This is a genomic window from Xanthomonas sp. CFBP 8445 (assembly GCF_025666235.1).
GTDB classification, from domain to species: Bacteria; Pseudomonadota; Gammaproteobacteria; order Xanthomonadales; family Xanthomonadaceae; genus Xanthomonas_A; species Xanthomonas_A indica.
The window spans coordinates 2,594,122-2,619,339 of record NZ_CP102594.1 but is presented as its reverse complement, the minus strand read 5'-3'; the positions used below and the strand labels follow the sequence as shown (position 1 = coordinate 2,619,339).

The 25,218-nt window shown below is 70.2% G+C and carries 24 protein-coding genes; 11 read left to right on the top strand and 13 right to left on the bottom strand.

Annotation, left to right across the window (positions count from 1 at the left end; translation table 11 throughout):
- Positions 1–64 precede the first annotated feature (64 nt).
- On the top strand, positions 65–1,657 hold the full coding sequence (locus tag NUG21_RS11120) for a calcineurin-like phosphoesterase C-terminal domain-containing protein (protein WP_263390878.1): 1,593 nt from the start codon (positions 65–67) through the stop codon (positions 1,655–1,657).
- A gap of 682 nt (positions 1,658–2,339) precedes the next feature.
- Here the strand turns inward: NUG21_RS11120 and NUG21_RS11115 are convergent.
- From NUG21_RS11115 to NUG21_RS11090, 6 genes are all read right to left on the bottom strand, one after another.
- Complete coding sequence (locus NUG21_RS11115) at positions 2,340–3,443, bottom strand: C13 family peptidase (RefSeq protein ID WP_263390877.1); 1,104 nt, start codon at positions 3,441–3,443, stop codon at positions 2,340–2,342.
- 6 nt (positions 3,444–3,449) lie between these two features.
- Complete coding sequence (gene mtnC / locus NUG21_RS11110) at positions 3,450–4,148, bottom strand: acireductone synthase (RefSeq protein WP_263390876.1); 699 nt, start codon at positions 4,146–4,148, stop codon at positions 3,450–3,452.
- A 3-nt stretch (positions 4,149–4,151) separates the two neighbouring features.
- On the bottom strand, positions 4,152–4,718 hold the full coding sequence (locus NUG21_RS11105; protein ID WP_160946631.1) for a 1,2-dihydroxy-3-keto-5-methylthiopentene dioxygenase: 567 nt from the start codon (positions 4,716–4,718) through the stop codon (positions 4,152–4,154).
- 93 nt (positions 4,719–4,811) lie between these two features.
- Positions 4,812–5,453: a methylthioribulose 1-phosphate dehydratase gene (locus NUG21_RS11100; RefSeq protein ID WP_017912143.1), complete on the bottom strand. Its 642-nt coding sequence runs from the start codon at positions 5,451–5,453 to the stop codon at positions 4,812–4,814.
- 250 nt (positions 5,454–5,703) lie between these two features.
- Positions 5,704–7,137: an amino acid permease gene (locus tag NUG21_RS11095; protein WP_242083660.1), complete on the bottom strand. Its 1,434-nt coding sequence runs from the start codon at positions 7,135–7,137 to the stop codon at positions 5,704–5,706.
- 85 nt (positions 7,138–7,222) lie between these two features.
- Positions 7,223–8,695, bottom strand: coding sequence for an amino acid permease (locus tag NUG21_RS11090; protein ID WP_160946634.1), 1,473 nt, complete (start codon positions 8,693–8,695; stop codon positions 7,223–7,225).
- Positions 8,696–8,864: 169 nt separating this feature from the next.
- Here NUG21_RS11090 and NUG21_RS11085 point away from each other — a divergent pair, with 169 nt between their 5' ends.
- Complete coding sequence (locus NUG21_RS11085; RefSeq protein WP_263390875.1) at positions 8,865–9,434, top strand: NUDIX hydrolase; 570 nt, start codon at positions 8,865–8,867, stop codon at positions 9,432–9,434.
- A 213-nt stretch (positions 9,435–9,647) separates the two neighbouring features.
- Here the strand turns inward: NUG21_RS11085 and serA are convergent, their stop codons facing one another.
- Positions 9,648–10,889: a phosphoglycerate dehydrogenase gene (gene serA / locus NUG21_RS11080; RefSeq protein ID WP_263390874.1), complete on the bottom strand. Its 1,242-nt coding sequence runs from the start codon at positions 10,887–10,889 to the stop codon at positions 9,648–9,650.
- A gap of 260 nt (positions 10,890–11,149) precedes the next feature.
- On the opposite strand from serA, the gene NUG21_RS11075 reads away from it, so the two are divergent.
- The 3 genes from NUG21_RS11075 (at position 11,150) to NUG21_RS11065 (ending at position 14,894) form a co-directional block, all read left to right on the top strand.
- On the top strand, positions 11,150–12,538 hold the full coding sequence (locus NUG21_RS11075) for a D-2-hydroxyglutarate dehydrogenase (protein WP_263390873.1): 1,389 nt from the start codon (positions 11,150–11,152) through the stop codon (positions 12,536–12,538).
- 116 nt (positions 12,539–12,654) lie between these two features.
- Positions 12,655–12,972, top strand: coding sequence for a DUF2388 domain-containing protein (locus NUG21_RS11070; protein ID WP_160946638.1), 318 nt, complete (start codon positions 12,655–12,657; stop codon positions 12,970–12,972).
- The gene (locus NUG21_RS11065) at positions 12,969–14,894 is read left to right on the top strand and encodes an Lnb N-terminal periplasmic domain-containing protein (protein ID WP_263390872.1); all 1,926 of its coding nucleotides are present in this window, start codon (positions 12,969–12,971) and stop codon (positions 14,892–14,894) included. Before NUG21_RS11070 ends, NUG21_RS11065 begins: the two co-directional genes overlap by 4 nt.
- 343 nt (positions 14,895–15,237) lie before the next feature.
- On the opposite strand, the gene NUG21_RS11060 is transcribed toward NUG21_RS11065, so the two are convergent.
- From NUG21_RS11060 to NUG21_RS11035, 6 genes are all read right to left on the bottom strand, one after another.
- Positions 15,238–15,660, bottom strand: coding sequence for a hypothetical protein (locus NUG21_RS11060; protein WP_242083645.1), 423 nt, complete (start codon positions 15,658–15,660; stop codon positions 15,238–15,240).
- Between the two features lie 4 nt (positions 15,661–15,664).
- Complete coding sequence (yeiP, locus tag NUG21_RS11055; RefSeq protein ID WP_010343353.1) at positions 15,665–16,231, bottom strand: elongation factor P-like protein YeiP; 567 nt, start codon at positions 16,229–16,231, stop codon at positions 15,665–15,667.
- A gap of 116 nt (positions 16,232–16,347) precedes the next feature.
- Entirely contained in the window at positions 16,348–17,118 is a 771-nt protein-coding gene (locus NUG21_RS11050; protein WP_263390871.1) for an SDR family oxidoreductase, read from the bottom strand.
- Between the two features lie 113 nt (positions 17,119–17,231).
- Positions 17,232–18,128: a hydroxymethylglutaryl-CoA lyase gene (locus NUG21_RS11045; RefSeq protein ID WP_263390870.1), complete on the bottom strand. Its 897-nt coding sequence runs from the start codon at positions 18,126–18,128 to the stop codon at positions 17,232–17,234.
- A 145-nt stretch (positions 18,129–18,273) separates the two neighbouring features.
- Entirely contained in the window at positions 18,274–18,678 is a 405-nt protein-coding gene (locus tag NUG21_RS11040; RefSeq protein ID WP_242083639.1) for a VOC family protein, read from the bottom strand.
- Entirely contained in the window at positions 18,675–19,463 is a 789-nt protein-coding gene (locus tag NUG21_RS11035) for an enoyl-CoA hydratase-related protein (protein ID WP_263390869.1), read from the bottom strand. The genes NUG21_RS11040 and NUG21_RS11035 overlap by 4 nt, the downstream gene beginning before the upstream one ends.
- Positions 19,464–19,586: 123 nt before the next feature.
- Here NUG21_RS11035 and NUG21_RS11030 point away from each other — a divergent pair, with 123 nt between their 5' ends.
- The 6 genes from NUG21_RS11030 to dapB all read left to right on the top strand — a co-directional run bounded on the left by NUG21_RS11030 (position 19,587) and on the right by dapB (position 25,197).
- Positions 19,587–19,838, top strand: a complete 252-nt coding sequence (locus NUG21_RS11030) for a FeoA family protein (protein ID WP_263390868.1) — start codon at positions 19,587–19,589, stop codon at positions 19,836–19,838.
- Complete coding sequence (locus NUG21_RS11025; protein ID WP_160946645.1) at positions 19,835–21,694, top strand: ferrous iron transporter B; 1,860 nt, start codon at positions 19,835–19,837, stop codon at positions 21,692–21,694. Before NUG21_RS11030 ends, NUG21_RS11025 begins: the two co-directional genes overlap by 4 nt.
- A 1-nt stretch (position 21,695) precedes the next feature.
- A complete protein-coding gene (locus NUG21_RS11020) occupies positions 21,696–21,950 on the top strand; it encodes a DUF6587 family protein (protein WP_148828380.1) in 255 nt (84 codons plus the stop codon).
- Between the two features lie 73 nt (positions 21,951–22,023).
- The gene (locus NUG21_RS11015; protein WP_263390867.1) at positions 22,024–23,232 is read left to right on the top strand and encodes an aminotransferase-like domain-containing protein; all 1,209 of its coding nucleotides are present in this window, start codon (positions 22,024–22,026) and stop codon (positions 23,230–23,232) included.
- A 19-nt stretch (positions 23,233–23,251) separates the two neighbouring features.
- Positions 23,252–23,953 carry an MOSC domain-containing protein gene (locus NUG21_RS11010; RefSeq protein WP_160946647.1) on the top strand — a complete coding sequence of 234 codons (702 nt, stop codon included), beginning with the start codon at positions 23,252–23,254 and terminating at the stop codon, positions 23,951–23,953.
- A gap of 527 nt (positions 23,954–24,480) precedes the next feature.
- Complete coding sequence (gene dapB / locus NUG21_RS11005; RefSeq protein WP_263390866.1) at positions 24,481–25,197, top strand: 4-hydroxy-tetrahydrodipicolinate reductase; 717 nt, start codon at positions 24,481–24,483, stop codon at positions 25,195–25,197.
- Positions 25,198–25,218: the final 21 nt, after the last annotated feature.

Genomic DNA, 25,218 nt, shown 5'->3' with positions numbered 1-25,218 from the left:
GTCCGGCGCGGTCATCGCCGCGTCGGCCTAGCTGGCTACAATCGGGGGCCCTCGGCTTCTCCGGATGTTCCGCATGCTGCGCACCGTCGTCCTCGCCTGCCTGTTGGCTGCCGCCGCCCCCGCCGTGGCGCAGACCGCCACGATCAGCGGCAGCGTCTACCAGGAACGCGACAACGCCCCGGGCCGCGGCCCGGGCGATACCGGCATCGCCGGCGTGCAGGTGTCCGACGGGGTGCACATCGTCCGCACCGACGCGCAGGGCCGCTACCGCTTGGAAGTGGAGCCCGGCCGCACCGTGTTCGTGATCAAGCCGGACGGTTACAGCTTCGTCAGTGCCGGCAACGGCCTGCCTGACTACTGGCGGCACTACGCGCCCGCCGGCTCGCCCACGCTCAAGTACCCGGGCATTGCCCCGACCAGCGGCGCCACCGATCACTGGGATTTCGCGTTGCGCGCGCAGCCCAAGGCCGACAGCACCGAGGTGCTGGTGTTCGCCGATACCCAGACTGCGTCGATGACCGACGTCGGCTACTACGCCCGCGACATCGTCGCACCCTTGCGCGGCAAGACCCATGCGCGCATCGGCACCACCCTGGGCGACGTGGTCAGCGACGACCTGTCGCTGTATCCGGCGCTGAATGCGGAAACCGCCAAGCTCGGGGTGCCGTGGTTCCACGTGCCCGGCAACCACGACCTCAACTTCGACGCGAGCGACGATGTCGATTCGCTGTCGAGCTGGCGCGCGGTCTACGGCCCCGACACCTACGCGGTGGAAGAGGGTGGTGCCAGCTTCGTGTTCCTGGACGATGTGGTCTACCAGCCGACGCAACAGCCCAAGTACATCGGTGGCCTGCGCGCGGACCAGTTCGCGTTCCTGCAGGCCTACCTGGCCAGCGTGCCCAAGGACCGTTTGGTGGTGCTGGGCATGCACATCCCGCTGTTCGACGCGGCGCCCGGCAAGGAGACCTTCCGGCATGCCGATCGGGCGCGGCTGTTCGCGCTGCTGAAGGACTTCCCGCACGTGCTGGTGCTCAGCGGCCACAGCCACACCCAACGTCACTACGATCATGGCGCCGACGAGGGCTGGCACGGCGCGCAGCCGCTGCACGAATTCAACGTCGGCGCGGCCTGCGGCGCGTTCTGGTCCGGGGTCAAGGATGCCGATGGCATCCCCGCCGCGACCATGGCCGACGGCACCCCGAACGGCTATGCGCTGCTGACCGTGCGCCGCGATGGCGGCTATGCGTTGGCCTACCACGCCGCGCGTGCCGCCGACGATACCCAGATCGGCCTGCATGCGCCGAAGGTGTTGCGCCGCGGTGCCTATCCGGCCTGGGGCGTGTACGCGAACGTGTACATGGGCGAGAACGACAGCCGTGTCGAGTATCGCGTGGACGACGGCGCCTGGAAGCCGATGCAGCGCGTCGAACAGCCCGATCCGGCGCTGCTCGCCGAGAATGTGCGCGACGATGCCGCCGATGCGCTGCGCGGCTACGACCGCTCGCCCGAAGCGATTCCTTCGCAACACCTGTGGCGCGGCGCCTTGCCGACCGACCTGAGCGTGGGTGCGCACCGCATCGAGGTCCGCGCGTTCGACCGCTGGCGCGGCGAGCAGCGCGCCAGCGGCAGCTACCGCTTGCAGGACGCCAGCCCGTGATGGGATGGCGGCTGTAGGCCGTGATCGGCAGACAAGCGCGCAGCGATGCTGCGTGCTCGATCATCGTGACTGCCGCGACAGGATTTAGGCGGCCATGTGTTCCAGGGGTCGGGACTGAAGTCCCTCCCACAGTGCGCCGATCAACATTTCGGAAGCTTTGCCTGCTGTAGGAGCGGCTTCAGCCGCGACGAGCGAAGCGACGATGCCAGCCGGTGTCGCCCGCGTTGGGCACAACGGAAATCTCTCGCCGGCGGTGCGTTCTGGGGGTGTCGCAGCCCACCTGCCGCCATCGCGACGCCCCTGTAGGAGCGGCTTCAGCCGCGACGAGCGTGATGTGGGGCGCGCACGGCCAAGCCACGGCCAGCGCGCTCGTGCCACGGCCAACCCCAGAAACAAAAAAACCTCCACGAAGGAGGCCGACGAAGCGAAGCGATCCTGGCTGGCGAGCGGAGGCTGGCGGGCGGTTGGATCGGGGCGCAGCTGGCTGGCGAACACGGGCTGGCTTGCTGCGGGAGGGATTCTAGCGATCCCGTGCGCGTCGCGATCGAACGCGAATCACTCTCATCTTTTCGGCGCGCTGGACCAGTGAGGGCTGGCGCGCCGAGACACGCACCGGCCGGCAAACGCGAGGTATCCGCACGGACCGTCGCCTGCAGGCGCCCCCGCGTCCCGCGCGGTGGCGTCAGCGTGCGGGCGTGGTCGCCGCGGGCGGTGCCGAGGCGTGCGCTGGCGTCGGCGCGGCGGGGGCGGCTGTTGCACCGTGTTCGTCGGTCTGCTCGCCATCGGCCGCGTCCGTCGCGTCGTCCGCATCGGGTTCGGGATACGGATAGGGCGGCGCGACGGCATTCGGCAACTGCGCGCGCCAGTGCTGCAGCCATGTGCCGATGCGTGCACCGACGTACAGTTGCGGATACGACGGCGCTTCGCCCTCGGCCTTTTCGCGTGCGCTGATCTCGGCGCTGGCCAGGCGATAGCTTTCGACCATGTCGGTGGTGCGCGCCAGTGCGTCGATCAGCCAGGCGCGGCCGAAATAGGTGGCGCTGGCGGTGTTGCCGCAGCCGAACGAAGGGCGATCGCGGCGCGCGGCGGTGATGACCAGCGTGTCGGCGGTCTTCAGCGCCGGCACGAAGCCACCGGAGTAGCAGGCCGAGATCACGATGATGCGGTTGCGGATGCCGGCGTCGTCGAGCAGGCGGCGCAGCTCCTGCGGGGTGATGGTGTCGTACTCGGCATCCTCGCCGGGGCCGAACTGCAGATACAGCTCGTGCTGCTCGGTGCCGTGGCTGGTCAGGAACAGCAGCAGCGCGTCCTCGCGCTTGTCCATCCGTTTGCCGATGCGGTCCAGGGTATCGGCCAGGTTGTCGTAGGAGGCCTGTGGCGCGTAGGCGTGCGTGCCGAGATTGTCGCCGTGGTTGATCAGGGTGGCGATACGCCCGGCGGCGCCGAAGCGCTGCGCGAACAACTGCCGCAGGTACAGCACTTCGTTGCGGAACACGTCCTCGCTGGCGTCGCCGGCGAAGCCGACCACGTACAGGTCGGCGACGCCCGGACGCTGCGGCCGCAGCGCGCCCAGTGCCTGGCGCAGTTGCGCCTGGTCGACCGGATCCTGCGCCGCCTCGTCCTGCGCGGTGTCGGCCGCGCCGGCCGGCATCGCGCCGGCATCGGAATGGCAGGCCGGCAGCGCCAGCGCCAGCAGCGCGGCCGGCAGCAGCCGGCCGCGCAACACGGCGAGCGGGCACCGCAACGCCGCCAGCGCGGCGATCGAGGCAGCGACGGGCCTGCGCATGCGGGCTCAGAAGCCCAGGTCGGCGAAGCTCTCCGCGCGGCGGTGGCCGTTGCAGGCCTCGCCCTGGCGCGGTTGCGGGTAATCCTCGCGGCGGTCGATCAGCGCCGTGTCCAGGCCGGCGGCGCGCGCCGCATCCAGTTCGGCGACCACGTCGGACAGGAACACGACCTGCGCCGGCGCCACCCCGATCGCCTCGGCGATGCGTGCGTAGCTGGGCTGCTCGCGCTTGCCGCCGATCTCGGTATCGAACCAGCCGGAGAACAGCCCGCGCAGGTCGCCGGCGTCGCTGTGGCCGAAGAACAGCTTCTGCGCCGGCACCGAGCCGGACGAGTACACGTACAGCGCACGGCCGTCGGCGTGCCAGCGGCGCAGCGCCGGCGCGGCATCGGGATAGATGTGCGCGGTGAAGTCGGCATCGCGGTAGCCGGCTTCCCAGATCATGCCCTGCAGCGCCTTCAGCGCAGTGTGCTTGCGATCCTGGTCGATCCAGCCCTGCAGGGTCTCCACGATCACCGCATCGGTGCAGATGCCGCCGCACTCGCTGGCGACCGCGTCCAGCCACTGCCGTACCTGCGGCTGCTGGCCGTGCTCGCGCACGAAGCCGGGCAGGGCGCGGCGCGCGTAGGGGAACAGCACGTCCTTGACGAAGGAGATGCTGCTGGTGGTGCCTTCGATGTCGGTGAGCACGACGCGCGGATCGGCCATCGCTCAGTGCGCCTCGCCGCGCAGCTTCGCTTCGTAGCGCGGGAAGCGCTGGGCGATGTCGGTGCCGGTGAAGTGGCCGACCCAGCCATCCGGCTCGGTGAAGAAGCGGATCGCCACGAAGCGCGGCTCCGGGCCCATGTCGAACCAGTGGTGGGTGCCGTCGGGCACGGCGATCAGGTCGTTCTGCACGCACTCGATCTCGTAGACCTTGCCGTCCACGTGCAGGGTGAACAGGCCGGAGCCGGCGACGAAGAAGCGCACCTCGTCTTCCTTGTGGAAGTGCTCGTCGAGGAACTTCTTGCGCATTTCCTCGCGCTGCGGGTTGTCCGGTGCGATGCTGACCACGTCCACGGTCTTGAAGCCGTTGGCGGCGACCAGGCGGTCGATGTCGGTCTTGTAGGCGGCCATGACCGCCTCCGGCGACGCGCCGGCCTCGATCGGCTGGTTGGCCTGCCAGCGCTCGAAGGTGACGCCGATCTTGCGCAGTTCGGCGGCGATCGCGTCGCCATCGCGGCTGTCGAACAGCGGCGCGTCGGGAGTGGTGTCGGCGAAGATGCGGAGTCGGCTCATGGCGGTGGGCGAAAGCGGCAGGGGGACGAAAAGGGTAGCAGGTGCGTGGCCGGCGGCCGTTGCGGCGCTGGAACGCTGTCGCGCCGCGGCGGATCAGCCGGCGGCGCGCAGCTTGCGCAGCTCCAGCTCGCAGTGCAGCAGGAACTCGAAGGCCTCCAGATGGCGGCGCGCCTCGGCCATGTCGCGGCCCCAGGCGTACAGGCCGTGGCCGTCGATCAGGTAGCCCCACAGCGGCGTGCGGTCGAGCAGGGCGTCGACCTGCGCCGCCAGCACGGTCATGTCCTGGGTGTTGGCGAACACCGGCAGGTCCACCGCGGTCTCGTGGGTCTGGTTGCCGTGCAGCGCCTTCAGCAGTTCGTAACCTTCCAGGCGGATATGCCCCTGCGGCGCGTACAGCCGCGAGGCGATGGTCTGCACCGGGGAATGCGTGTGCAGAATGCAGCCGACCTCGGGGAAGCGCCGGTACAGCTGGGTGTGCAGCAGGGTCTCGGCGGAGGGGCGCAGCGGTCGGCCGACGGCCTGGCCGTCGAAGTCCACCACCATGATGTCGTCTTCGACCAGCCGGCCCTTGTCGCGACCGGAGACGGTGATCGCGGCATGCCGATCGTCCAAGCGGTGCGAGAAGTTGCTGCTGGTGGCGGGCGTCCAGCCGGCCTGCGAGAGTTCGCGGATGTTGTCGATCAGCAGGTGCGCCAGCGTGCGCAGGCGCTCGGAATCGTAGGGCAGTGCGTTCATGCGCGTAGTGTAGGGCTTGCCGGCTGGATTGGGATGACAGCACGCACCCGCATCTCCTCGCGCCGTACCCTCACCCCAACCCCTCTCCCGGGGGGAGAGGGGCTGCAGCCGTTCCTTCTCCCGTCGGGAGAAGGTGCCCCGCAGGGGCGGATGAGGGTCCGGGCGAAGCCTCGTGCAGCCAAAACACCGCGTGCGCTTCGCGTCCCGACCCTCACCCCAACCCCTCTCCCGGGGGAGAGGGGCTTACAGCTCAGCCCTGGCTGCCGCGCAGGCGGCTGTGGCGGTAGCCGTAGCCGAAGTAGATCGCCAGGCCGATCGCCGTCCAGCCGGCCATCAGCATCCAGTTGTGCGCGGTCATCGCCGACAGCAGCGCCAGGCAGCTGAGCACGCCGGCGATGCAGATCGGCCAGGCGAACGGGATGCGGAACGGGCGCGGCAGGTCCGGCTGGGTGCGGCGCAGGATCAGCACGCCGGCGCAGACCGCGGCGAAGGCGATCAGGGTGCCCATCGAGGTCAGCTCGCCGAGCACGTCCAGCGGGAACAGCGCCGCCAGCAGGGCGATGCCGATGCCGGTGATCACGGTGTTGACGTGCGGGGTGCGGTAGGTCGGGTGGATCTTGGTGAACACCGGCGGCAGCAGGCCGTCGCGGGCGATGATCATGAAGATGCGCGGCTGGCCGATGATCATCACCAGCACCACCGAGGACAGGCCGATCAGCGCGCCGATCTCCACCACCACGCGCAGCCAGGCCAGTTGCGGATGCGCCGCGACCGCGGTCACCACCGGCTCGTCCGTGCCCAGCTGCGTGTACGGCAGCAGCCCGGTCATCACCGCGGCCATGGCGATGTACAGCACGGTGCAGATCACCAGCGACAGGATCATGCCGATCGGCAGGTCGCGCTGCGGCCGGTGCGATTCCTGCGCCGCCACCGACACCGCCTCGAAGCCGATGTAGGCGAAGAACACCATCGCCGCGCCGCGCAGCACGCCGTCCAGGCCGTACTTGCCCGGGCCTTCGTTGGCGGGAATGAACGGATGCCAGTTGGCCGGGTCGACGTACTTCCAGCCGGCGGCGATGACCAGCACGATCAGGCCGCTCTTCAGCACCACCATCGCCATGTTCATCGCCGAGGACTTGCGGATGCCGACGTAGCACAGCCAGGTCAGCAGCAGCACGATGCCGGCCGCGGGCAGGTTGGCGATCGCGCCGGTGGGCTGCAGCTTGCCGTCCAGCGGCGCGTTGACCAGGGCCGCGGGCAGGTGGATGTCGAAGTGGTCGAGCAGGCTGAGGAAATAGCCGGTCCAGCTGACCGCCACTGCCGAGGCCGACACGCCGTACTCGAGCACCAGCATCCAGCCGATGAACCAGGCCGCCAGCTCGCCGAAGGTGGCGTAGGTGTAGGTGTAGGCGCTGCCGGAGACCGGCACCATCGCCGCGAACTCGGCGTAGGCCAACGCGCAGAACGCGCAGCACACCGCGGCCAGCACGAACGAGAGCATGATCGCCGGCCCTGCGTGGTTGGCCGCGGCCTGGCCGGTGATGACGAAGATGCCGCCGCCGATCACCGCGCCGATGCCCAGCGCGGTCAGGCCCCAGGGGCCGAGCGCGCGTTGCAGGCCCAGCCCGCCGGCGTCCTCGTGGCTGGCGTGGGGGTGTTTGGTGGCCAAGAGTTGTTTGAGCATGGAGCGGTTCCAGCCGGGCGCGGCGCGCGAGGAAGAGGGGATGAACGCGAAGACCGGCGCGGGCGCCGGTCTTCGGGGGAGCGGATCAGGCCTTGGCGGCCAGGCGGCTGTTGCGGATGCCGTAGAAGAAGTAGATGCACAGGCCGATCAGGGTCCAGCCGACGAACACCTTCCAATGCTCCTGGAACGCCTGGAAGAACAGGCCCACGCAGAACAGCGCGCCCAGCGGGCACACCGCCCAGAACAGCGGCACCCGGAACGGACGCGGCAGATCGGGACGGGTGAAGCGCAGCACCATCACGCCGACGCAGACCGTGGCGAAGGCGAGCAGGGTGCCCATCGACACCAGTTCGCCGAGCACGTCCAGCGGGATCAGCCCGGCCAGCAGCGCCGCCAGCACGCCGACCACCACGGTGCCGACGTAGGGGGTGTGGAAGCGGCGGTGCACCTTGCCGAACAGCTTCGGCAGCAGGCCGTCGCGCGACATGGTGTAGAAGATGCGCGGCTGCGCCATCAGCATCACCAGCACCACCGAGGACAGGCCGGCGATGGCGCCGATCTCGACGAAGGTCTTCAGCCAGGCCAGGTGCGGGTAGTGCTCCAGCGCGGTGGCCACCGGCTTGGCGGTACCGAGTTGTGTGTAGGGCAGCAGGCCGGTCAGCACCGCGCAGACGATGATGTAGATGATGGTGCAGATGGCGAGCGACACCAGGATGCCGATCGGCATGTTCTTCTGCGGATCCTTGGTCTCGCCGGCCGAGGTGGAGACCGCATCGAAGCCGATGTAGGAGAAGAACACGATGGAGGCGGCGCGGAAGATGCCGCTCCAGCCGAACTCGCCCGGGCCGGTGTTTTCCGGGATGAACGGATGCCAGTTGTCCGGGTTGATGTAGAAGATGCCGACGCCGACGAACAGGCAGATCACCAGCACCTTGATCGCCACCACGATGGCGTTGACGAAGGCCGACTGGGTGACGCCGATGTAGCACAGCGTGCTGACCGCGGCCACGATCAGCACCGCCGGCAGGTTGACGATGTTGCCCGAGGCCACGAACGCGTGACCGGTCCAGGTCAGCGGCGCGCTGGCCAGTTCCGCGGGGAAAGGCAGGCCGAGGGTGCCGGTGACGAAGCTGATCAGGTAGGCCGACCAGCCGACCGCGACGCTGGAGCCGGCGAACAGGTACTCCAGCACCAGGCACCAGCCGATGAACCAGGCCACGCCTTCGCCGAGCGTGGCGTAGGAATACGAGTAGGCGCTGCCGGAGACCGGCAGCATCGCCGCGAACTCGGCGTAGCACAGCCCGGCGAAGGCGCAGGCCAGGCCGGCGAACACGAACGACAGCATCACCGCGGGGCCGGCATGATTGGCCGCGGCCTGGCCGGTGAGCACGAAGATGCCGGCGCCGATCACCGCGCCGATGCCGAGCAGGATCAGGTGTCTGGCGGTGAGGGTGCGTTTGAGGGTGGCTTCGCCCTCCAGACTGCCTTCGAACGGTTCGCCGGCGTCGACGTGACCGGCGGGTTCGATCGGCTTGACCCTCAGCAGAGACTTGAGCATTCGGTGCATCCCCAGGTGGCGGTACGGGGCAAGCGGCCCCGGCAATGGCGAAGCGCCGGGCCCACAGCGGGCGACGCAAGCGTCGTACCATGCCAAAGCCGGCCGGCCGCCACAAGCCGCGCCGCACCGTGGACGGCGATAATGGCCGCCCCCGAACGCGAGAACGCCGATGCCGGAGCCGTCCCTACGCCAGCAGTTGCAGGCCCATGCCCGGCACTGCCCGGATCAGGCCGAGGTCGCCGCGCAGTTCCTGGCCTTGCTGGACGATGCCGCCGATCCGTTCGTGCGCGCACGCCTGGAGGGCCATTTCACCGGCTCGGCCTGGCTGGTCAGCGCCGACGGTATGCGCACCTTGCTGACCCATCACCGCAAGCTGCAGCGCTGGCTGCAACTGGGCGGGCACGCCGACGGCGACCGCGATCTGGCGCGGGTGGCGCTGAAAGAGGCCGAGGAGGAGTCGGGCCTGCCTGGCCTGGTGCTGGAGGATGGCGCGCTCTTCGACCTGGACCGGCACTGGATTCCGGAGCGGGGCGACGTGCCTGGGCACTGGCATTACGACGCACGCTACGTGGTCCGTGCCGGCGCCGACGAGGCCTTCGCGGTCAGCGCCGAGTCGCTGGCGTTGGCCTGGCGCCCGATCGCCGAACTGCTGGACGAAGCAGACCTGGATCCGTCGCTACAGCGCATGGCGCGCAAGTGGCTGCAACGACAAGCACCTCTCCCCCCGGGAGAGGGGTGAGGGTGGGGCGCGCAGCGCGGGCGGTGTTTTGGCTGCACGAGGCTGAGCCCGTACCCTCATCCGCCCCTTCGGGGCACCTTCTCCCGGAGGGAGAAGGGAAAAACCGGCTCCGGTTGGATGGCTGAGCCCCTCTCCCCTCGGGAGAGGGGTTGGGGTGAGGGTACGGGTGCGCAGCGCACCCACGAATCCCCAATCCCCAATCCCCAATCCCCGCTAGTAAAGAATGCGCGTCCGCAACGTCCCCGCCACCTGCGCCAGTTCGTCCTTCAGCACCGCCGCCAGTTCCTCGCTGGCGTCGACGTCGATCACCACGTAGCCGACCTTGGGGTCGGTGCGCAGGAACTGGCCGTCGATGTTGACGTTGTGGCGCGAGAACAGTTCGTTGATCTGCGACAGCACGCCCGGCACGTTGCGGTGGATGTGCAGCAGGCGCAGGCTCTCGGCGTGCTCGGGCAGGGTCACCTCGGGGAAGTTCACCGCCGACAGGGTGCTGCCGTTGTCGCTGTAGCGCACCAGCTTGGCCGCCACTTCCACGCCGATGTTGTCCTGCGCCTCCAGCGTGCTGCCGCCGACGTGCGGGGTCAGGATCACGTTGTCGTGCGCGGCCAGCGGCGATTCGAACAGGTCGCCGTTGCCCTTGGGCTCGATCGGGAACACGTCCACCGCGGCGCCGCCGATGTGGCCGCTGCGCAGCGCCGCGTCCAGCGCGTCGATGTCGATCACAGTGCCGCGCGAGGCGTTGATCAGGTGCGCGCCCGGCTTCATCTGCGCCAGTTGCGCCGCGCCGATCATGTCGCGGGTCGCCGCGGTCTCCGGCACATGCAGGGTGACCACATCCGAGCGCGCCAGCAGGTCGTCCAGGTCGGTGGCGGTGCGGGCGTTGCCCAGCGACAGCTTGGTCTCGATGTCGTGGAAGATCACCTGCATGCCCAGCGCCTCGGCCAGCACGCCGACCTGGGTGCCGATGTGGCCGTAGCCGACGATACCCAGCACCTTGCCGCGAGTCTCGTGGCTGCCGGCGGCCGACTTGGACCAGCCGCCGCGGTGGCACTCGGCGTTCTTCTGCGGAATGCCGCGCAACAGCAGGATGGCCTCGGCGATCACCAGCTCGGCGACGCTGCGGGTATTGGAGTAGGGCGCGTTGAACACCGGGATACCGGCCAGTTCGGCCGCGTCCAGGTCGACCTGATTGGTGCCGATGCAGAAGCAGCCGACCGCGATCAGGCGCTTGGCGTGGGCCAGCACCTCGGCGCTGAGTTGGGTGCGCGAGCGGATGCCGACGATGTGCGCCTCGGCGATGCGCTGCTTGAGCTCGTCTTCCGGCAACGACTTGGCGTGCAGCTCGATCTGCGAGTAGCCGGCCGCGCGGAACACGTCGACGGCGGTCTGGCTGATGCCTTCGAGCAGCAGCACGCGGATATCCTGCTTCGGAAACGAGGTCTTCTTGGGCGACATTGCGGCGAGGGAGCGATGGCCAACGGGCCGGTCACTATGCCAGATGGCTCCGCGCTTTGGTGCGCCGCAATAGGATGCCGGGAGACCGTGGATGCAACGCCGGTGGACGGTTTCAGGTGCATCGATTGAGGGCGGCCGGCGTGGGATTCGGGAGTGAGGATTGGGGATTCGCAAGAACGGCGGCGTCCACGCCGCAACTGGACGTTGTTGCGTAACGCTGGCACGCTTGAACGATTGTCTACGCCTCGACCTCTCCGCCCATGACCGATCCGCGCCTGGATGCCCTGGCCCTCGCCGTTCCCGGCCTGCGCCTGAAGACCGATCCTGCCGACTTGGAGCACTACGGCCGCGACTGGACCCGGCGCTGGACCCCGGCGCCGCTGGCGATCGCGCTGCCGGCGACGGTGGAGGAGGTGCAGGCGGTGCTGCGCTGGGCCAACGCCCACGCGGTGGCGGTGGTGCCCTCCGGCGGTCGCACCGGCCTGTCCGGCGGCGCCGTGGCCGCGCACGGCGAGCTGGTGCTGAGCCTGGAGCGGATGAACAAGGCGCTGGCGTTCGACCCGGTCGACCGCACCCTCACCGTGCAGGCCGGCATGCCGCTGGAAGCGGTGCACAACGCCGCGCGCGAGCACGGCCTGCTGTACCCGGTGGACTTCGCCGCGCGTGGGTCGTGCTCGATCGGCGGCAACATCGCCACCAACGCCGGTGGCATCCGCGTGATCCGCTACGGCAACACCCGCGAGTGGATCGCCGGGCTGAAGGTGGTCACCGGCAGCGGCGAGCTGCTCGAGCTCAACCGAGGCTTGATCAAGAATTCAAGCGGCTACGACTTCCGCCAGTTGCTGATCGGCTCCGAAGGCACCCTGGGCATCGTGGTCGAGGCCACCCTGCGGCTCACCGACCCGCCGCCACCGAGCAACGTGATGCTGCTGGCGCTGCCCTCGTTCGAGGTGCTGATGCAGGTGTTCGCCGCGTTCCGCAGCCGCCTGCAGCTGGAGGCGTTCGAGTTCTTCACCGACCGCGCTCTGCAGCACGTGCTCGCGCATGGTGCGCAGGCGCCGTTCGATACCGTCTATCCGTACTACGTGGTCACCGAATACGCCAGCGGCAACGAGGTGCAGGAGGCGGCGGCGCTGGCCGCGTTCGAGGCCTGCATGGAGCAGGGCTGGGTGCTGGACGGCGTGATCAGCCAGAGCGAGGCGCAGGCCGCGCAGTTGTGGCGCCTGCGCGAAGGCATCACCGAGGCGGTGGCGCGCTACACGCCGTACAAGAACGACGTGTCGGTGCGGATCTCGGCGATGCCGGCGTTCCTGGCGCGCACCCAGGCGCTGCTCGGCGAGGCCTATCCGCAGTTCGAGGTGGTGTGGTTCGGCCATATCGGCGACGGCAACCTGCACATCAACGTGCTCAAGCCCGACGCCACCGCGCCGGCCGAGTTCATCGCCGCCTGCGAGCAGGTCACCAAGCTGCTGGCGCAGGTGCTGGCCGAGCACGGCGGCAGCATCTCCGCCGAGCACGGCATCGGCCTGGTCAAGAAGCCGTACCTGGAGAGCACCCGCAGCGCCGAGGAGATCGCGCTGATGCGCGCGGTCAAGCGTGTGTTCGATCCGGCCGGGCTGCTCAATCCGGGCAAGCTGTTCGATCCCTGAGCCCAGCCGCGCCGCTGCCGCGCGACCCGTTCAGGCGCTGCGCGCGGCGGACCGCTAGGCTATGCGGCGCGGCGCCGGCCGTCCCCCTTTTCATGAGCCTGTCTGGAACGATTGCGATGACCCGAGTGACTGCGCGCTGCGCCCTGCTGTTCGCCCTGATCCTGCCCGCGTTTGCGCAGGCGTCCAGCTTCGCCGGCACCTCCGCCGGTTCGGCCTCGGCCGGTTCGGCCGGCAGCTCGGCGTCCTCGGACAGCAGTTCCAACAACGACAAGGTGGTGCTGCAGGCGCGCGACGACGCGGCCGGCTTCGTCGCCAGCGCCGGGCGCATCCGCGGCGCGCAACTGGAAGCGGCGCTGCGCGTGCTGCGCGAGCGCAACCCGCAGGCGCAGCAGGCCAGCGACCTGGAACTGGCGCAGGCGATCCTGGCGCTGTGAGCGCGCGCCGGCCACGGCGCCTCTGCGCGCGGTGGCTGGCGGTGCTGGTGCTGGTGCTGGCCGGTGCGGTGCACGCCGCGGCCGCGCCGCTGGTCGTCGACGAGCGCGGGCTGAGCCCAGCCGAACGCACCGCCAGCCAGGCCGTGCTGGCCGCGGCCCAGGCGCGGCTGCCGCCGGCCTGGGCCGCGGCGCTGCCGGCAGGGCTGCCGCTGCAATGGAGCGACGATCTCCCCGCACAGGTGCACGGGCGCGCGCAGGCGCGGCGCCTGCTGTTGAACAAGCGCCTGCTGCGCGACTGGATGGCGGCGGCGGGCGACACCGATCCGGCCGCCGATCCGGCGCGACGGCCGGCGCTGGCGGCGGTGCTGCACGAACTGGCGCATTTCTACGACCGCGCCGCGGCGGGGCGGTTGTCGTCCGATCCGCGCCTGCTGGATCTGGCCGGCTGGCAGGTCAGTCCGATGCGCCTGGGCCTGCGCCGCGGCCAGAACCGCTTCACCGAGCGCAGCCCGGACCGCTACGAATTGCAGTCGCCGGCCGAGTTCGTGGCGGTGAATCTCGAGCACTTCCTGCTCGACCCGGACTACGCCTGCCGGCGGCCGGCGCTGGCCCGCTACTTCGCCGCACGCCTGGCGTGGACGCCCCCGGCGCCTGCGTGCGCACCGGGCCAGGTCTTCGTGCAGGATCCGCTGGCCGACGCGGCCGCGTTGTTGCAGGTGGACCCGGCACGGGTCTACGCGGTGGACTACCTGCTGGCCGAAGGCAACGCGCAGCCGATGAGCCACTGGGGCCACAGCATGCTGCGCCTGGTGATCTGTGCGCCAGGCCATCCGCTGGGGCCGCAGTGCCGGCTGGACCTGGCCGAGCACCGGGTGCTGTCGTTCCGCGCCTTCGTCGACGACGTGCAGATCTCCAGCCTGCGTGGGCTTACCGGCTCCTACCCGTCGCGGCTGTTCGTGCTGCCGCTGCGCCAGGTGGTGGACGACTACACCCAGGTGCAACTGCGCGGCCTGCAGTCGCTGCCGCTGCGGCTCTCGCGCGAGGAGATCGCCGCGCTGCTCGAGCGTGCCGCGCAACTGCACTGGAGCTACGACGGCCGCTACTACTTCCTCAGCAACAACTGCGCGGTGGAGACCTACGCCTTGCTGCACGACGGCGTGCCGCGGCTGGCGGCCGCTCGCCTGTCCGGGATCAGCCCGACCGGGCTGCGTCGGCGCCTGCTGCGGGCCGGCATCGCCGATGCCTCGGTGTTCGAGGATGCCGATGCGGCGGTGCGCAATGGCTACTTCTTCCCGGCGGCGAGCGCGCATTTTGCAGAGATGTTCGCGGTGGCGCGCGGTTCCTTGGCGCTGCCGGCCCGCAATGCCGACGCATGGCTGGACCTGCCCGCCGCGCAACGCGCGCCGTGGCTGCAGCGTGGCGACCTGCGCGCCAGTGCCGCCCTGCTTGTGTTGGAAAATGCCGCCCGCCGCCGTGCCGAACAGCGCGGTCGCGATGCGCTGAAGCGGCGTTATCTGGGTAAACCGCTGCCGTCCGCGGCGGCCGCTGCGGGTGGGGGCGATACGGGCGCCGACACCCGCGACGCGGCCAGCGCCGTGCGCGCCGTCCTGGCCGAGCAAGGGCTGCTGAGCCAGCCGGCGAGCCTGCTGCAGGGGCAGCCGGGGTACGGCCTGCCGCAGGCGCAGGAGCGCGCTTGGCTGCAGGTCCAGGGACAGGCGCGGATCGCGGCGCTGCATGACGACGGTGCCGCGCTGCAGACGCGCCTGCGCGGGTTGCTGCCGGCGCCGCTGCAGGCGGACCTGGTGCAGATCGATGCCAACCTGGCGACGTTGGGCGAACGCCTGCGCACGCTCAATCGCGAGGGGGGCGGGCTGCAGTTGCGGTCACCCTCGGTGTTGCAGGAGGGTGGCGGGCAGCCGTAGTGCGGCATGCGGGCTTGGTACGTAAGACTGTAAGGCAGAGGGTATCGCGCGTGCGGTTGACGGCGTCGCGGTCGCGGCTGAAGCCGCTCCTACGACGTCGCCGGCGTTGCCTCCACTGCATCGGCTGGTTGCAGGCGCAGCCTTTTCGTCATGAAAGGAGGCCGATAGTTCCAGTCGTCGGGACTGAAGTCCCTCCCACAAAAAAGCGGCGTCCCCTCCGCTCGGCTTTGTAGGAGCGGCTTCAGCCGCGACGAGCGAAGCGGGGGAGCCGGCCGATGGCGACCACCTTCAGGCTGACGTCAATGCCAGCAAGGGCGCCACCTTGCCTGTCCGCAAGCCACCATCACGGCAGTTCGAGACCGGCATCCTCGCCGTAGTGGCGCAGCCAGGCATCGCGTGCTGGATCCTGACGGTACTGCGCGCGCAGCTTCGCCCAGGTCTGCTCATTGCCGTCGCAGTACGTGGCCATCGCCTTTTCCAGTTCGCGACCCCGCGCCGCGTCGTACGGTTCTTCGCCGGCGAAATGGTTGCAGGTATCCTGGCGCGCGACGAAGGCACGGATCGGCGCGGGCATCGCGCAGAAGCCGGCGTGGTGCTCGGGATCGACCGCGTCCGGAATGGTGCAGGCGGGCTTGGCCGCGCTCGTCGCGGCCGGCGTCACCGGTGCGGCGAGCGCCAGCGCCGGTACCGCCAGCAGCAGGGCGAGACAGGTGCGCCGTGGCGCGTGCCCGGCGCGGGAGGCGTGATCGGCACGGCGCCCGCGCATAGGTTCAGTCGGCGCGGCCGGCGAATTCGCCGGTGGTGGTGTTGACCAGCACGCGCTCGCCATTGCCGATGTACTCCGGCACCATGATCTCGATGCCGGTGTTGAGCTTGGCCGGTTTGGGCCGCTTGGTGGCGGTGCCGCCCTTGAGCTCGGGCGGGGTCTCGATCACTTCCAGGGTCACGCTCTGCGGCAACTGGATCGCCACCGGCTGGTCGTCGATGACCTGCACGTAGATGCCGCTGAGGCCGTCGGTGATGTAGCCGGCGTCGGTGCCGATCGCGTCGGCGTCCAGGGTGTAGGGGGTGTAGTCCTCGTCGTCGAGGAACACGAAGGCCTCGCCGTCCTTGTAGGAGAAGGTGGCCTGGCGGCGCATCAGCTCGACCTCGCGCAGGTCGTCGTCGCCGTCGAAGCTGGCATCGAGCTTGTTGCCGCCCGGCACGCTGTACATCACGAAGCGGAAACGCACATTGCCGCCGCGGCCCTGCGGCGAACTGCGCTCGATGTCGCGGATCTGGTACACGCCGTTGTTGTACTCGACGACGTTGCCTTTCTTGATTTCGTTGGCTTTCATGAGTGCTGGGGATCGGGAATGGGGAATAGGGAATCGGAACAGCGTCAAGCGGCCGGAAAGGATCAGCGGGAGGGAGGCGCTTTTGCGATTCCCCATTCCCGATTCTCCATTCCCGGCTACTTCGGCGCCAACCGCACCGCGCCGTCCAGGCGAATGGTCTCGCCGTTGAGGTAGCGGTTGCGCAGCAGGAACATCACCGTGTCGGCGAATTCGTCCGGACGGCCGAGACGCGAAGGATACGGGATCGCCGCGGCCAGCGACTGCTGCACGGCCTCGGGCATGCCGTCGACCATCGGGGTCCAGAAGATCCCCGGGGCGATGGTGTTGACGCGGATGCCGAAGCGCGCCAGTTCGCGCGCCATCGGCAGGGTCATCGCCACCACGCCGCCCTTGGACGCGGCGTAGGCGGCCTGGCCGATCTGGCCTTCGTAGGCGGCGACGCTGGCGGTGTTGACGATGGCGCCGCACTCGCCGTCCTCGCCCGGGGCGTTGTGCTGCATCAGGTCGGCGGCGGCCTTGGCGACGTTGAAGCTGCCGACCAGGTTGACCAGTACCGTGCCCTGGAAGGTGGCCAGCGGCATCGGCGCCTCCTTGCCGAGCACGCGGCCGGCGCCGAGGATGCCGGCGCAGTTGACCGCGGCGTTGAGCCCGCCGAGGAAGTCGCGTGCCGCGCCGAGTTGCGCGGCCACCTGGGCCTCGTCGCTGACGTCGGTACGCAGGTAGCAGGCCCGCTCCGCGCCCAGCGCGGCGACCGCGGCCGCACCCTTGTCGTCGTTCAGATCGAACAGCGCCACCTTGCCGCCTTCGGCGACGATGCGTTGCGCCACCGCCAGGCCGAGGCCGGACACGCCGCCGGTGACCACCGCTTTCAGATCGGCAAGCTGCATGGATGTTCCCTCCCAGGAAAACGCTCAGTTTAGTGGGTGCCGCCCCGTCGCGGCGAGACGCGCCCACCGGCCGCGGTGCCACAGGCCTGTCGTCGGGGACGCCCTGCCGAGGCTCAGCCCTCGGCGGCCAGCGCCTGGCCGACCTTGCTGCCGGTCGCGCGGCCGAGTTTCTGCGCCAGCCAGCGGCCGGTCGCGGCCAGCGCCGGCAGGTCGATGCCGGTCTCCACGCCATTGCCGTGCAGCAGGTACACCACGTCCTCGCTGGCCACGTTGCCGCTGGCGCCCTTGGCATACGGGCAGCCGCCGGCGCCGGACACCGCGGCATCGACCACGCGCACGCCTTCTTCCAGGCAGGCGGCGATGTTGGCCAGGGCCTGGCCGTAGGTATCGTGGAAATGCACCGCCAGCGCCGCCATCGGCACCGCCGTGGCGACCGCGCGCAGCATCGCCCGCGCCTTGCCGGGCGTGCCCACACCGATGGTGTCGCCCAGCGAGATCTCGTAGCAGCCCATCGCGTGCAGCCGCTGCGCCACCCGCACCACGTCGGCCAGGGGAACCTCGCCTTGGTAGGGGCAGCCGAGCACGGTGGAGACGTAGCCGCGCACCTTGACCCCGTCCGCGGCCGCGCGCTCCAGCACCGGTGCGAAGCGCGTCAGCGATTCGTCGATGCCGGCATTGGTATTGGTGCGGTTGAAGGCCTCCGATGCGGCGGTGAACACCGCTACCTCGCGTACGCCGACCGCGGCGGCGCGTTCGTAGCCCTGCAGGTTCGGCACCAGCACCGGGTAGTCCACGCCCGGCACCTGCGCGATGCCGGCGTAGACCTCGGCCGCATCGGCCAGCTGCGGCACCCATTTCGGGCTGACGAAGCTGGTCGCCTCGATGCTGCGCAGGCCGGTGCGCCCCAGCCGCGCGATCAGCTCGATCTTGTCGGCGGTGGCGACCCAGGCCTTCTCGTTCTGGAGGCCGTCGCGCGGGCCGACCTCGACGATGCGCACGCGGTCGCTCATCGCCGAGATTCCTGTGCCGTTGGCCGGGCACTGCACATGAAACGGGAAGCGACGAAGGTCATGGGAATTCCTGATAGGAAGAGATCGCGAAGCAGCGGCACGCACGGCCGTCGTCATCTACACCGGCGCGACATGGCCGCGCGGATCAGGCCGTCGCGGGGTGGTGACAGACCGCTTCGATGTTGTGGCCGTCCGGATCCAGCAGGAACGCGCCGTAGTAGTCGGGGTGGTAGTGCGGGCGCAGGCCCGGTGCGCCGTGGTCGCGGCCGCCGGCGGCCAGGCCGGCCTGATGGAAGGCGTCCACCTGCGCGCGGCTGGCGGCGACGAAGGCCACGTGCACGCCGTGGTCGCCAGCGTCGCGGCCGCCGTCGGCGATCCAGAAGCTGGGCTTGCCGTCGCGGCCGAAGCCGACGTGGCGCTGGCCGCCGCTCTCTTCGGCGCTCACCTGCATCACCACGTCCAGGTCCAGCGCGGCCAGGGCGGCGCGGTAGAAGGCCAGGCTGCGGTCGAGGTCGCTGCAGCGCAGGCCGAGATGATCGATCGGGTTCATGGGCTGGCCCTCCAGGCCGGTTCGCGTTTTTCCAGGAACGCATTCAGTCCTTCCTGGCCCTCGGCCGAGACCCGCAGCTGCGCGATCAGCGCGGCGTTGGCCTGGTCCAGCACATCGCGCTCGCCGCCGGCGGCAACCCGCCGCACCAGCGCCTTGGCGCCGGCAGCGGCCAGCGGCCCGGCCTGGCCGAGCAGGGCGACCTGGCGCTGCACCGCCGCGTCCAGCGCCTCCGGCGCCACCGCCTGGTGGACCAGGCCGATCTGCGCCGCGGTGGCGGCGTCGAAGGTTTCCGCGCTGGCGAACCAGCGCCGCGCCTGGCGCGCGCCGATCGCCGCGATCATGTACGGCGAGATCACCGCCGGCAGCAGGCCCAGCCGGCTTTCGCTGAGCGCGAAGCGCGCATCGGTGGCAGCCACGGCGATGTCGCAGCAGGCGACCAGGCCGACCGCGCCGCCGAACGCGGCGCCCTGCACCCGTGCCACGGTGGGCTTGGGCAGTTCGTCGAGCAGGCGCATCAGCCGCGCCAGGGCCAGCGCGTCGTCCAGGTTTTCCTGCTCGCTGGCGCCGGCCATCGAGCGCATCCACTGCAGGTCCGCCCCGGCCGAGAACGCCGCGCCGGCGCCGGCCAGGACCAGCACCTGCACCTGCGGATCGGTGCCGATCTGCAGCAGGGCGTCGCTGAGCTGGGCGATCAGCGCGGCGTCGAAGGCGTTGCGGACCTCGGGTCGGTTCAACTGCAGCGTCAGGACCTTGCCGGATCGTTGCAACAACAGGACATCGCTCATCGAACACGCTCGTACGCAGGGAAAACGGCAGCCATACGGAATGATAGCCGGCCGTGCCCGCGCCGCCATGACGCGCCGCGGCGATGCTACAATTGATAACCATTCTTATCGACGGAACGTGCTGTGACGTTGTCCGATATGCCGTTGCGCAGCAGCGCCCTGGTGGAATCCGTGCACGACCGCCAGCCCAACGACGCCATCGCGCGGCGTCTGCGCGAGCTGGGCTTCGTCGCCGGCGAGCAGGTGCAGATGCTGGCCAGCGGGCCGATCGGCGGCGAACCGCTGCTGGTGCAGGTGGGCTATACGCGCTTCGCGCTGCGCCGCAGCGAGGCGGCGCGGGTGCAGGTCAGTACGCTGGACGAGGTGCGCCCGTGAGCGCGGTCGCCGTGCCGCTGCGGCTGGCCCTGGTCGGCAACCCGAACTGCGGCAAGACCGCGCTGTTCAACCAGTTGACCGGCAGCAAGCAGAAGGTCGCCAACTACGCCGGCGTCACCGTGGAGCGCAAGGAGGGCCGCTTCCGCGCGCCGTCCGGGCGCGAGTTCGCGGTGCTGGATCTGCCGGGCGCCTACAGCTTGCAGCCGGCCAGCCTGGACGAGGCGATCACCCGCGACCTGTGCCGCGGCTTCTACCCGGGCGAACCGGCGCCGGACGTGCTGGTGTGCGTGGTCGACGCCACCAACCTGCGCCTGCACCTGCGCTTTGCGCTGGAGCTGCGCGAGCTGGGCAAGCCGATGCTGGTGGCCCTGAACATGGTGGATGCGGCGCAGCGCCGCGGCATCCAGATCGACCGCCAGGCGCTGGAGCAGGCGCTGGGCGTGCCGGTGATCGAGACCGTGGCGGTGCGCCGCAACGGCGCGCGCGCCCTGGTCGAGCGGCTGGACACGCTGGCGCCGGCACTGCCGCCGGCGGTGGCGCCGGCCGAGGGGCAGGGCGACTACCACCAGCAGGTGCGCGCGATTCTCGCCGCGGCGGTGTCGATGCCGACCCGTACCTCGCGCATCGACGACGCGCTGGACCGCTGGTTGCTGCACCCGGTGGCCGGCCTGCTGACCCTGGCCGTGGTGATGTTCCTGATCTTCCAGGCGGTCTACGCCTGGGCCGCGCCGCTGATGGACCTGATCGATGGCGGCACCAAGGCGCTCGGTGCCTGGGTTGGCGGAACGCTGCCGGAGGGGCCGCTGAACAGCCTGCTGGTGGACGGCATCATCGCCGGCCTCGGCGGGGTAGTGGTGTTCCTGCCGCAGATCCTGATCCTGTTCGCCTTCATCCTGGCGCTGGAGGAATCCGGCTACCTGCCGCGCGCGGCGTTCCTGCTCGACCGCATGATGGCCGCGGCCGGCCTGTCCGGGCGCTCGTTCATCCCGCTGTTGTCCAGCTTTGCGTGCGCCGTGCCCGGGATCATGTCCACCCGCAGCATCCAGGACCCGCGCGACCGCCTGGCGACCATCCTGGTGGCGCCGCTGATGACCTGTTCGGCGCGGCTGCCGGTGTACGCGCTGCTGATCGGCGCGTTCATCCCGCAGCGGCAGGTGTGGGGCGTGTTCAACCAGCAGGGACTGGTGCTGTTCGGCCTGTACTTCGCCGCCATCGCCAGTGCGCTGCTGGTGTCGTGGACGATGAAGAAATGGCGCCGCGACAAGGGCGAGCATCCGCTGCTGCTGGAGCTGCCGTCCTACCGCGTGCCGCACCTGCGCGATCTGGCGCTGGGCCTGTGGGAGCGCGCGGCGATCTTCCTCAAGCGCGTCGGCGGCATCATCCTGGCGTTGACCATCCTGCTGTGGTTCCTGCTGTCGTTCCCGGCGCCGCCGGCCGACGCCACCCTGCCGGCCATCGACTACAGCTTCGCCGGTCGCATCGGCCACGCCATGACCACGGTGTTCTCGCCGCTGGGCTTCAACTGGCAGATCTGCATCGCGCTGATCCCCGGCCTGGCCGCGCGCGAGGTGGCGGTGTCGTCGCTGGCGACGGTGTACGCGCTGTCGGCGGCCGACGACGATGCCGCCGCGCAGGCGTTGTCGCCGCTGATCCACGATGGCTGGTCGCTGGCCACCGCGCTGTCGCTGCTGGTCTGGTACATCTACGCGCCGATGTGCATTTCCACCCTGGCCACGATCAAGCGCGAGACCAATTCGTGGAAGCAGATGAGCTTCGCCGCGTTCTACCTGTTCGCGCTGGCGTATCTGGCCTCGCTGGTCACCTACCAGGTCGCGGTGGCGCTGGGAGCCGGCTGAGATGAGCGCCTCGCTGCTGCTGCAGTACCTGGTGATCGCGCTGGCGGTACTGGTCAGCGCCTGGGTGGTACTGAAGAAGCAATTCCCGGGCACCGCGCGCAAGCTGCGCGGCGCACTCGCGCTGCGCCTGCTCAAGCCGGGCCGGGCGGCCTGGCTGCAGGCGCTGGGGCGGCGCATCGCACCGCCGGCCAGCGCCGGCGCTGGCGCCTGCGGCGGCTGCGACAGCTGCGGGCCGACGCCGCCGCGGCGGCACTGAGCCGCGCCACGCGTTGCCGGCCCGCGCCTGCTTGTGCGCCGCACATGCGCGCGGCGAGGGCGGCGTCTATCCTATGCCGATGACCAATCCATTCCCGTTCTCCCGCCGTGCGCAGGCGCTGACCAGTTCGGCGATCCGCGAAATCCTCAAGGTCACCGAACGCCCGGAAGTGATTTCCTTCGCCGGCGGTCTGCCGTCGCCGGACACCTTCCCGGTCGCGCGCATGCGCGAGGCCTGCGACAAGGTGCTGCGCGATGCGCCGCAGGCCGCGCTGCAGTACGGCCCGACCGAGGGCTATCTGTTGCTGCGCGAATGGGTGGCGGCGCGGCTGAGCCGCGACGGCGCCAGCATCCGGCCCAGCCAGGTGCTGATCACCACCGGATCGCAGCAGGGCCTGGACCTGCTCGGCAAGGTGTTCATCGACGAAGGCAGCAAGGTGCTGGTGGAAACGCCCAGCTATCTCGGCGCGCTGCAGGCGTTCTCGCTGTTCCAGCCGGCGTTCGCGGCAATGCAGTCGGACGACGACGGCGTGGTGGTGGATGCGCTGGACGATGCGCAACTGGCCGGCGCGCGCTTCATGTACGTGCTGCCGAACTTCCAGAACCCGACCGGGCGGCGCCTGCCGCTGCACCGGCGCCAGGCGCTGGTGGCGCGTGCGGCCGAGGCCGGCGTGCCGATCGTCGAGGACGATCCCTACGGCGAGCTGTGCTACAGCGGCGACACGCTGCCGAGCCTGCTGTCGATGAACCCGGACGGCGCCATCTACATGGGCTCGTTCTCCAAGGTGTTCGCCCCGGGCCTGCGCCTGGGCTACCTGGTCGCGCCGGAAGCGGTGCACGCCAAGCTGGTGCAGGCCAAGCAGGCCGCCGACCTGCACACGCCGTCGTTCAGCCAGCGCATCGTCTACGAGGCGGTGCAGGACGGCTTCCTGGATGCGCACATCCCCGGCATCCGTGCGCTGTACGCCAGCCGCTGCGAGCAGATGCTCGCCGCCCTCGCCAAGTATTTCCCCGCGCAGGTGCGCTGGAACCGCCCGGCCGGCGGCATGTTCATCTGGGTCGAACTGCCGGCGCGGATGGACGGCGGCGCGCTGCTGAGCAAGGCGATCGAGCGCAACGTGGCGTTCGTGCCGGGCGCGCCGTTCTTCGCGGTCGCGCCGCAGCGCAATACGCTGCGGCTGTCGTTCGTGACGGTGCCGGCCGAGCGTATCGAAGTGGGTGTGCGGATCCTCGGCGCGCTGTTGCAGGACGAGGTCGCCGCGCACCTGCGCGCGACGGCCTGAGTTCGGTGTCGTGCCGTCCATGACACCCTCCGGTTCCGCCGTGGCAGCGTGGACCATCGATGCGGTCCTGGTCGGCCGCGCCCAGGCGTTCACCCGCCCGGGCAGCCGCAGCGCGATCGACAAGCGACCGCAGGCCGGGCGCCTGCGCATCGGGCTGGAGGGGCTGGAACTGGACGAGCAGGGCGACCGCCGCGTGCATGGCGGCCCCGACAAGGCCTTGCACCATTATCCGCGCGACCATTACCCGGCCTGGCGCGAGGAACTGGGCGCGCATGCCTTGCTGGACGCGCCGGGCGCGTTCGGCGAAAACCTCAGCAGTTGCGGCGTGACCGAAGCCGACCTGTGCCTGGGCGACCGGCTGCGCCTGGGCACGGCCGTGGTCGAGGTGTCGCAGTCGCGGCAGCCGTGCTGGAAGCTGTCCGACCGCTTCGGCGTGGCCGCGCTGGCGCGGCGCGTGCAGGACAGCGGCCGCACCGGCTGGTATTACCGCGTGCTGCAGCCCGGCGAAGTCGCCGCCGGCGACAGGCTGGCGCTGCTGGAGCGGCCGCATCCGCAGTGGTCGCTGGCACGCCTGGTCGGGCTGCTGTACCGCCGCGAGATCGACCCGGCGCAACTGCAGGACGTGCTGGCGCTGCCGCTGGTGCCGAACTGGCGCACCTTGTTCGAGCGGCGCCTGGCGCAGCGCGCGGTGGAGGATTGGGACAAGCGCTTGCTGGGGTAGGCGCCGGAGTAGGGCAGCAAGGCGCCACCGTTCCTGTGTCTGTCGTCGTGTGGCGTGATTGGGTGGCACCGCGTCGGGGCTGAAGCCCCTCCCACACACTTCCCGGCAAGCGACGCCGTTGATGGTCTGTAGGAGCGGCTTCAGCCGCGACGAATGCGGCCGCGTTGTATCCGAAGCAGGGGTCGTTCGTACCGAGCATGCTCCGAGCAAGGCGATGCAGATGTAGCGTCGGTCGCGTAATGGCAGCTGGCACCGCGCGAGATCGGGCGGTCCAGCGTCGGGGCTGAAGCCCCTCCCACAGGGTGTCCAATCGGCTGCGATGTCTCTCGGCAGGTGCCAGGGGCCAGGTGCAAAGTGCCTCGCCTGGCGGCTTTTTCGTCGCTTCCAGTGCCGCCACGCCCTTGTGGGAGGGGCTTCAGCCCCGACGAGTGAAGCATCGCCACGTCCGAGGCGGCGCGTCGGGTGCTTGCGTCTCTGGTGCACTTGCCCTCTGTCGCGCCCGCGCGCAAACCGCTAGCCTTGTGCCGATGACGACTTCTCCGTTGCGTGTGTTGATCCATGGTGCGTCCGGCCGGATGGGCCAGGCGTTGTTGCGGCTGGCCGCGCAGGACCCGGCACTGCAGGTGGTGGCCGCGGTGGTCCGTCGCGCGCCGGCGCAGCGGGTGATCGACGGCGTGCCGTACTTCGCCGCGGCCGAGTTGGGCGGGGTGCCGGCCTTCGACGTGGCGATCGATTTCAGCCTGCCGCAGGGCTTCGATCCGGCGCTGGCGTTGTGCACGGCGCGCGGTGCGGCGCTGGTGTCCGGCACCACCGGGCTGGAAGACGCGCAGCGGCAGGCGCTGGCTGCCGCGGCCGAGCGCATTCCGTTGATCTGGGCATCGAACTTCAGCCTGGGCGTGGCGGTGCTGCACGACCTGGTCGAGCGCGCCGCCGCGGCGCTGCCGGGCTGGGACTGCGACATCGTCGAATCCCACCACGTGCACAAGCAGGACGCACCCTCCGGCACCGCGCTGACGCTTGGCGACGCGGCTGCCCAGGGCGGCGCCACCCCGCGCTACGCCAGCCTGCGCGCCGGCGACATCGTCGGCGAGCATCTGGTGCAGTTCGCCGGACTCGGCGAGCGGGTCGAGCTGGTGCACCGCGCCAGCAACCGCGACATCTTCGCCCGCGGCGCGCTGCATGCCGCCGCGCGCCTGCCGGGGCGTGCGCCCGGGGCCTACCGGCTGCGCGACCTGCTCGGCTGAACAGGCACTTCACCCAAACGG

What these genes read in the sequence shown, in the direction of transcription:
- NUG21_RS11120 (WP_263390878.1), top strand. Translation starts at nt 65, where the DNA reads ATGTTCCGCATGCTGCGCACCGTCGTCCTCGCCTGCCTGTTGGCTGCC.
- NUG21_RS11115 (WP_263390877.1), bottom strand. Translation starts at nt 3,443, where the DNA reads ATGCGCAGGCCCGTCGCTGCCTCGATCGCCGCGCTGGCGGCGTTGCGG.
- mtnC (WP_263390876.1), bottom strand. Translation starts at nt 4,148, where the DNA reads ATGGCCGATCCGCGCGTCGTGCTCACCGACATCGAAGGCACCACCAGC.
- NUG21_RS11105 (WP_160946631.1), bottom strand. Translation starts at nt 4,718, where the DNA reads ATGAGCCGACTCCGCATCTTCGCCGACACCACTCCCGACGCGCCGCTG.
- NUG21_RS11100 (WP_017912143.1), bottom strand. Translation starts at nt 5,453, where the DNA reads ATGAACGCACTGCCCTACGATTCCGAGCGCCTGCGCACGCTGGCGCAC.
- NUG21_RS11095 (WP_242083660.1), bottom strand. Translation starts at nt 7,137, where the DNA reads ATGCTCAAACAACTCTTGGCCACCAAACACCCCCACGCCAGCCACGAG.
- NUG21_RS11090 (WP_160946634.1), bottom strand. Translation starts at nt 8,695, where the DNA reads ATGCTCAAGTCTCTGCTGAGGGTCAAGCCGATCGAACCCGCCGGTCAC.
- NUG21_RS11085 (WP_263390875.1), top strand. Translation starts at nt 8,865, where the DNA reads ATGCCGGAGCCGTCCCTACGCCAGCAGTTGCAGGCCCATGCCCGGCAC.
- serA (WP_263390874.1), bottom strand. Translation starts at nt 10,889, where the DNA reads ATGTCGCCCAAGAAGACCTCGTTTCCGAAGCAGGATATCCGCGTGCTG.
- NUG21_RS11075 (WP_263390873.1), top strand. Translation starts at nt 11,150, where the DNA reads ATGACCGATCCGCGCCTGGATGCCCTGGCCCTCGCCGTTCCCGGCCTG.
- NUG21_RS11070 (WP_160946638.1), top strand. Translation starts at nt 12,655, where the DNA reads ATGACCCGAGTGACTGCGCGCTGCGCCCTGCTGTTCGCCCTGATCCTG.
- NUG21_RS11060 (WP_242083645.1), bottom strand. Translation starts at nt 15,660, where the DNA reads ATGCGCGGGCGCCGTGCCGATCACGCCTCCCGCGCCGGGCACGCGCCA.
- yeiP (WP_010343353.1), bottom strand. Translation starts at nt 16,231, where the DNA reads ATGAAAGCCAACGAAATCAAGAAAGGCAACGTCGTCGAGTACAACAAC.
- NUG21_RS11050 (WP_263390871.1), bottom strand. Translation starts at nt 17,118, where the DNA reads ATGCAGCTTGCCGATCTGAAAGCGGTGGTCACCGGCGGCGTGTCCGGC.
- NUG21_RS11045 (WP_263390870.1), bottom strand. Translation starts at nt 18,128, where the DNA reads ATGAGCGACCGCGTGCGCATCGTCGAGGTCGGCCCGCGCGACGGCCTC.
- NUG21_RS11040 (WP_242083639.1), bottom strand. Translation starts at nt 18,678, where the DNA reads ATGAACCCGATCGATCATCTCGGCCTGCGCTGCAGCGACCTCGACCGC.
- NUG21_RS11035 (WP_263390869.1), bottom strand. Translation starts at nt 19,463, where the DNA reads ATGAGCGATGTCCTGTTGTTGCAACGATCCGGCAAGGTCCTGACGCTG.
- NUG21_RS11020 (WP_148828380.1), top strand. Translation starts at nt 21,696, where the DNA reads ATGAGCGCCTCGCTGCTGCTGCAGTACCTGGTGATCGCGCTGGCGGTA.
- NUG21_RS11015 (WP_263390867.1), top strand. Translation starts at nt 22,024, where the DNA reads ATGCCGATGACCAATCCATTCCCGTTCTCCCGCCGTGCGCAGGCGCTG.
- NUG21_RS11010 (WP_160946647.1), top strand. Translation starts at nt 23,252, where the DNA reads ATGACACCCTCCGGTTCCGCCGTGGCAGCGTGGACCATCGATGCGGTC.
- dapB (WP_263390866.1), top strand. Translation starts at nt 24,481, where the DNA reads ATGACGACTTCTCCGTTGCGTGTGTTGATCCATGGTGCGTCCGGCCGG.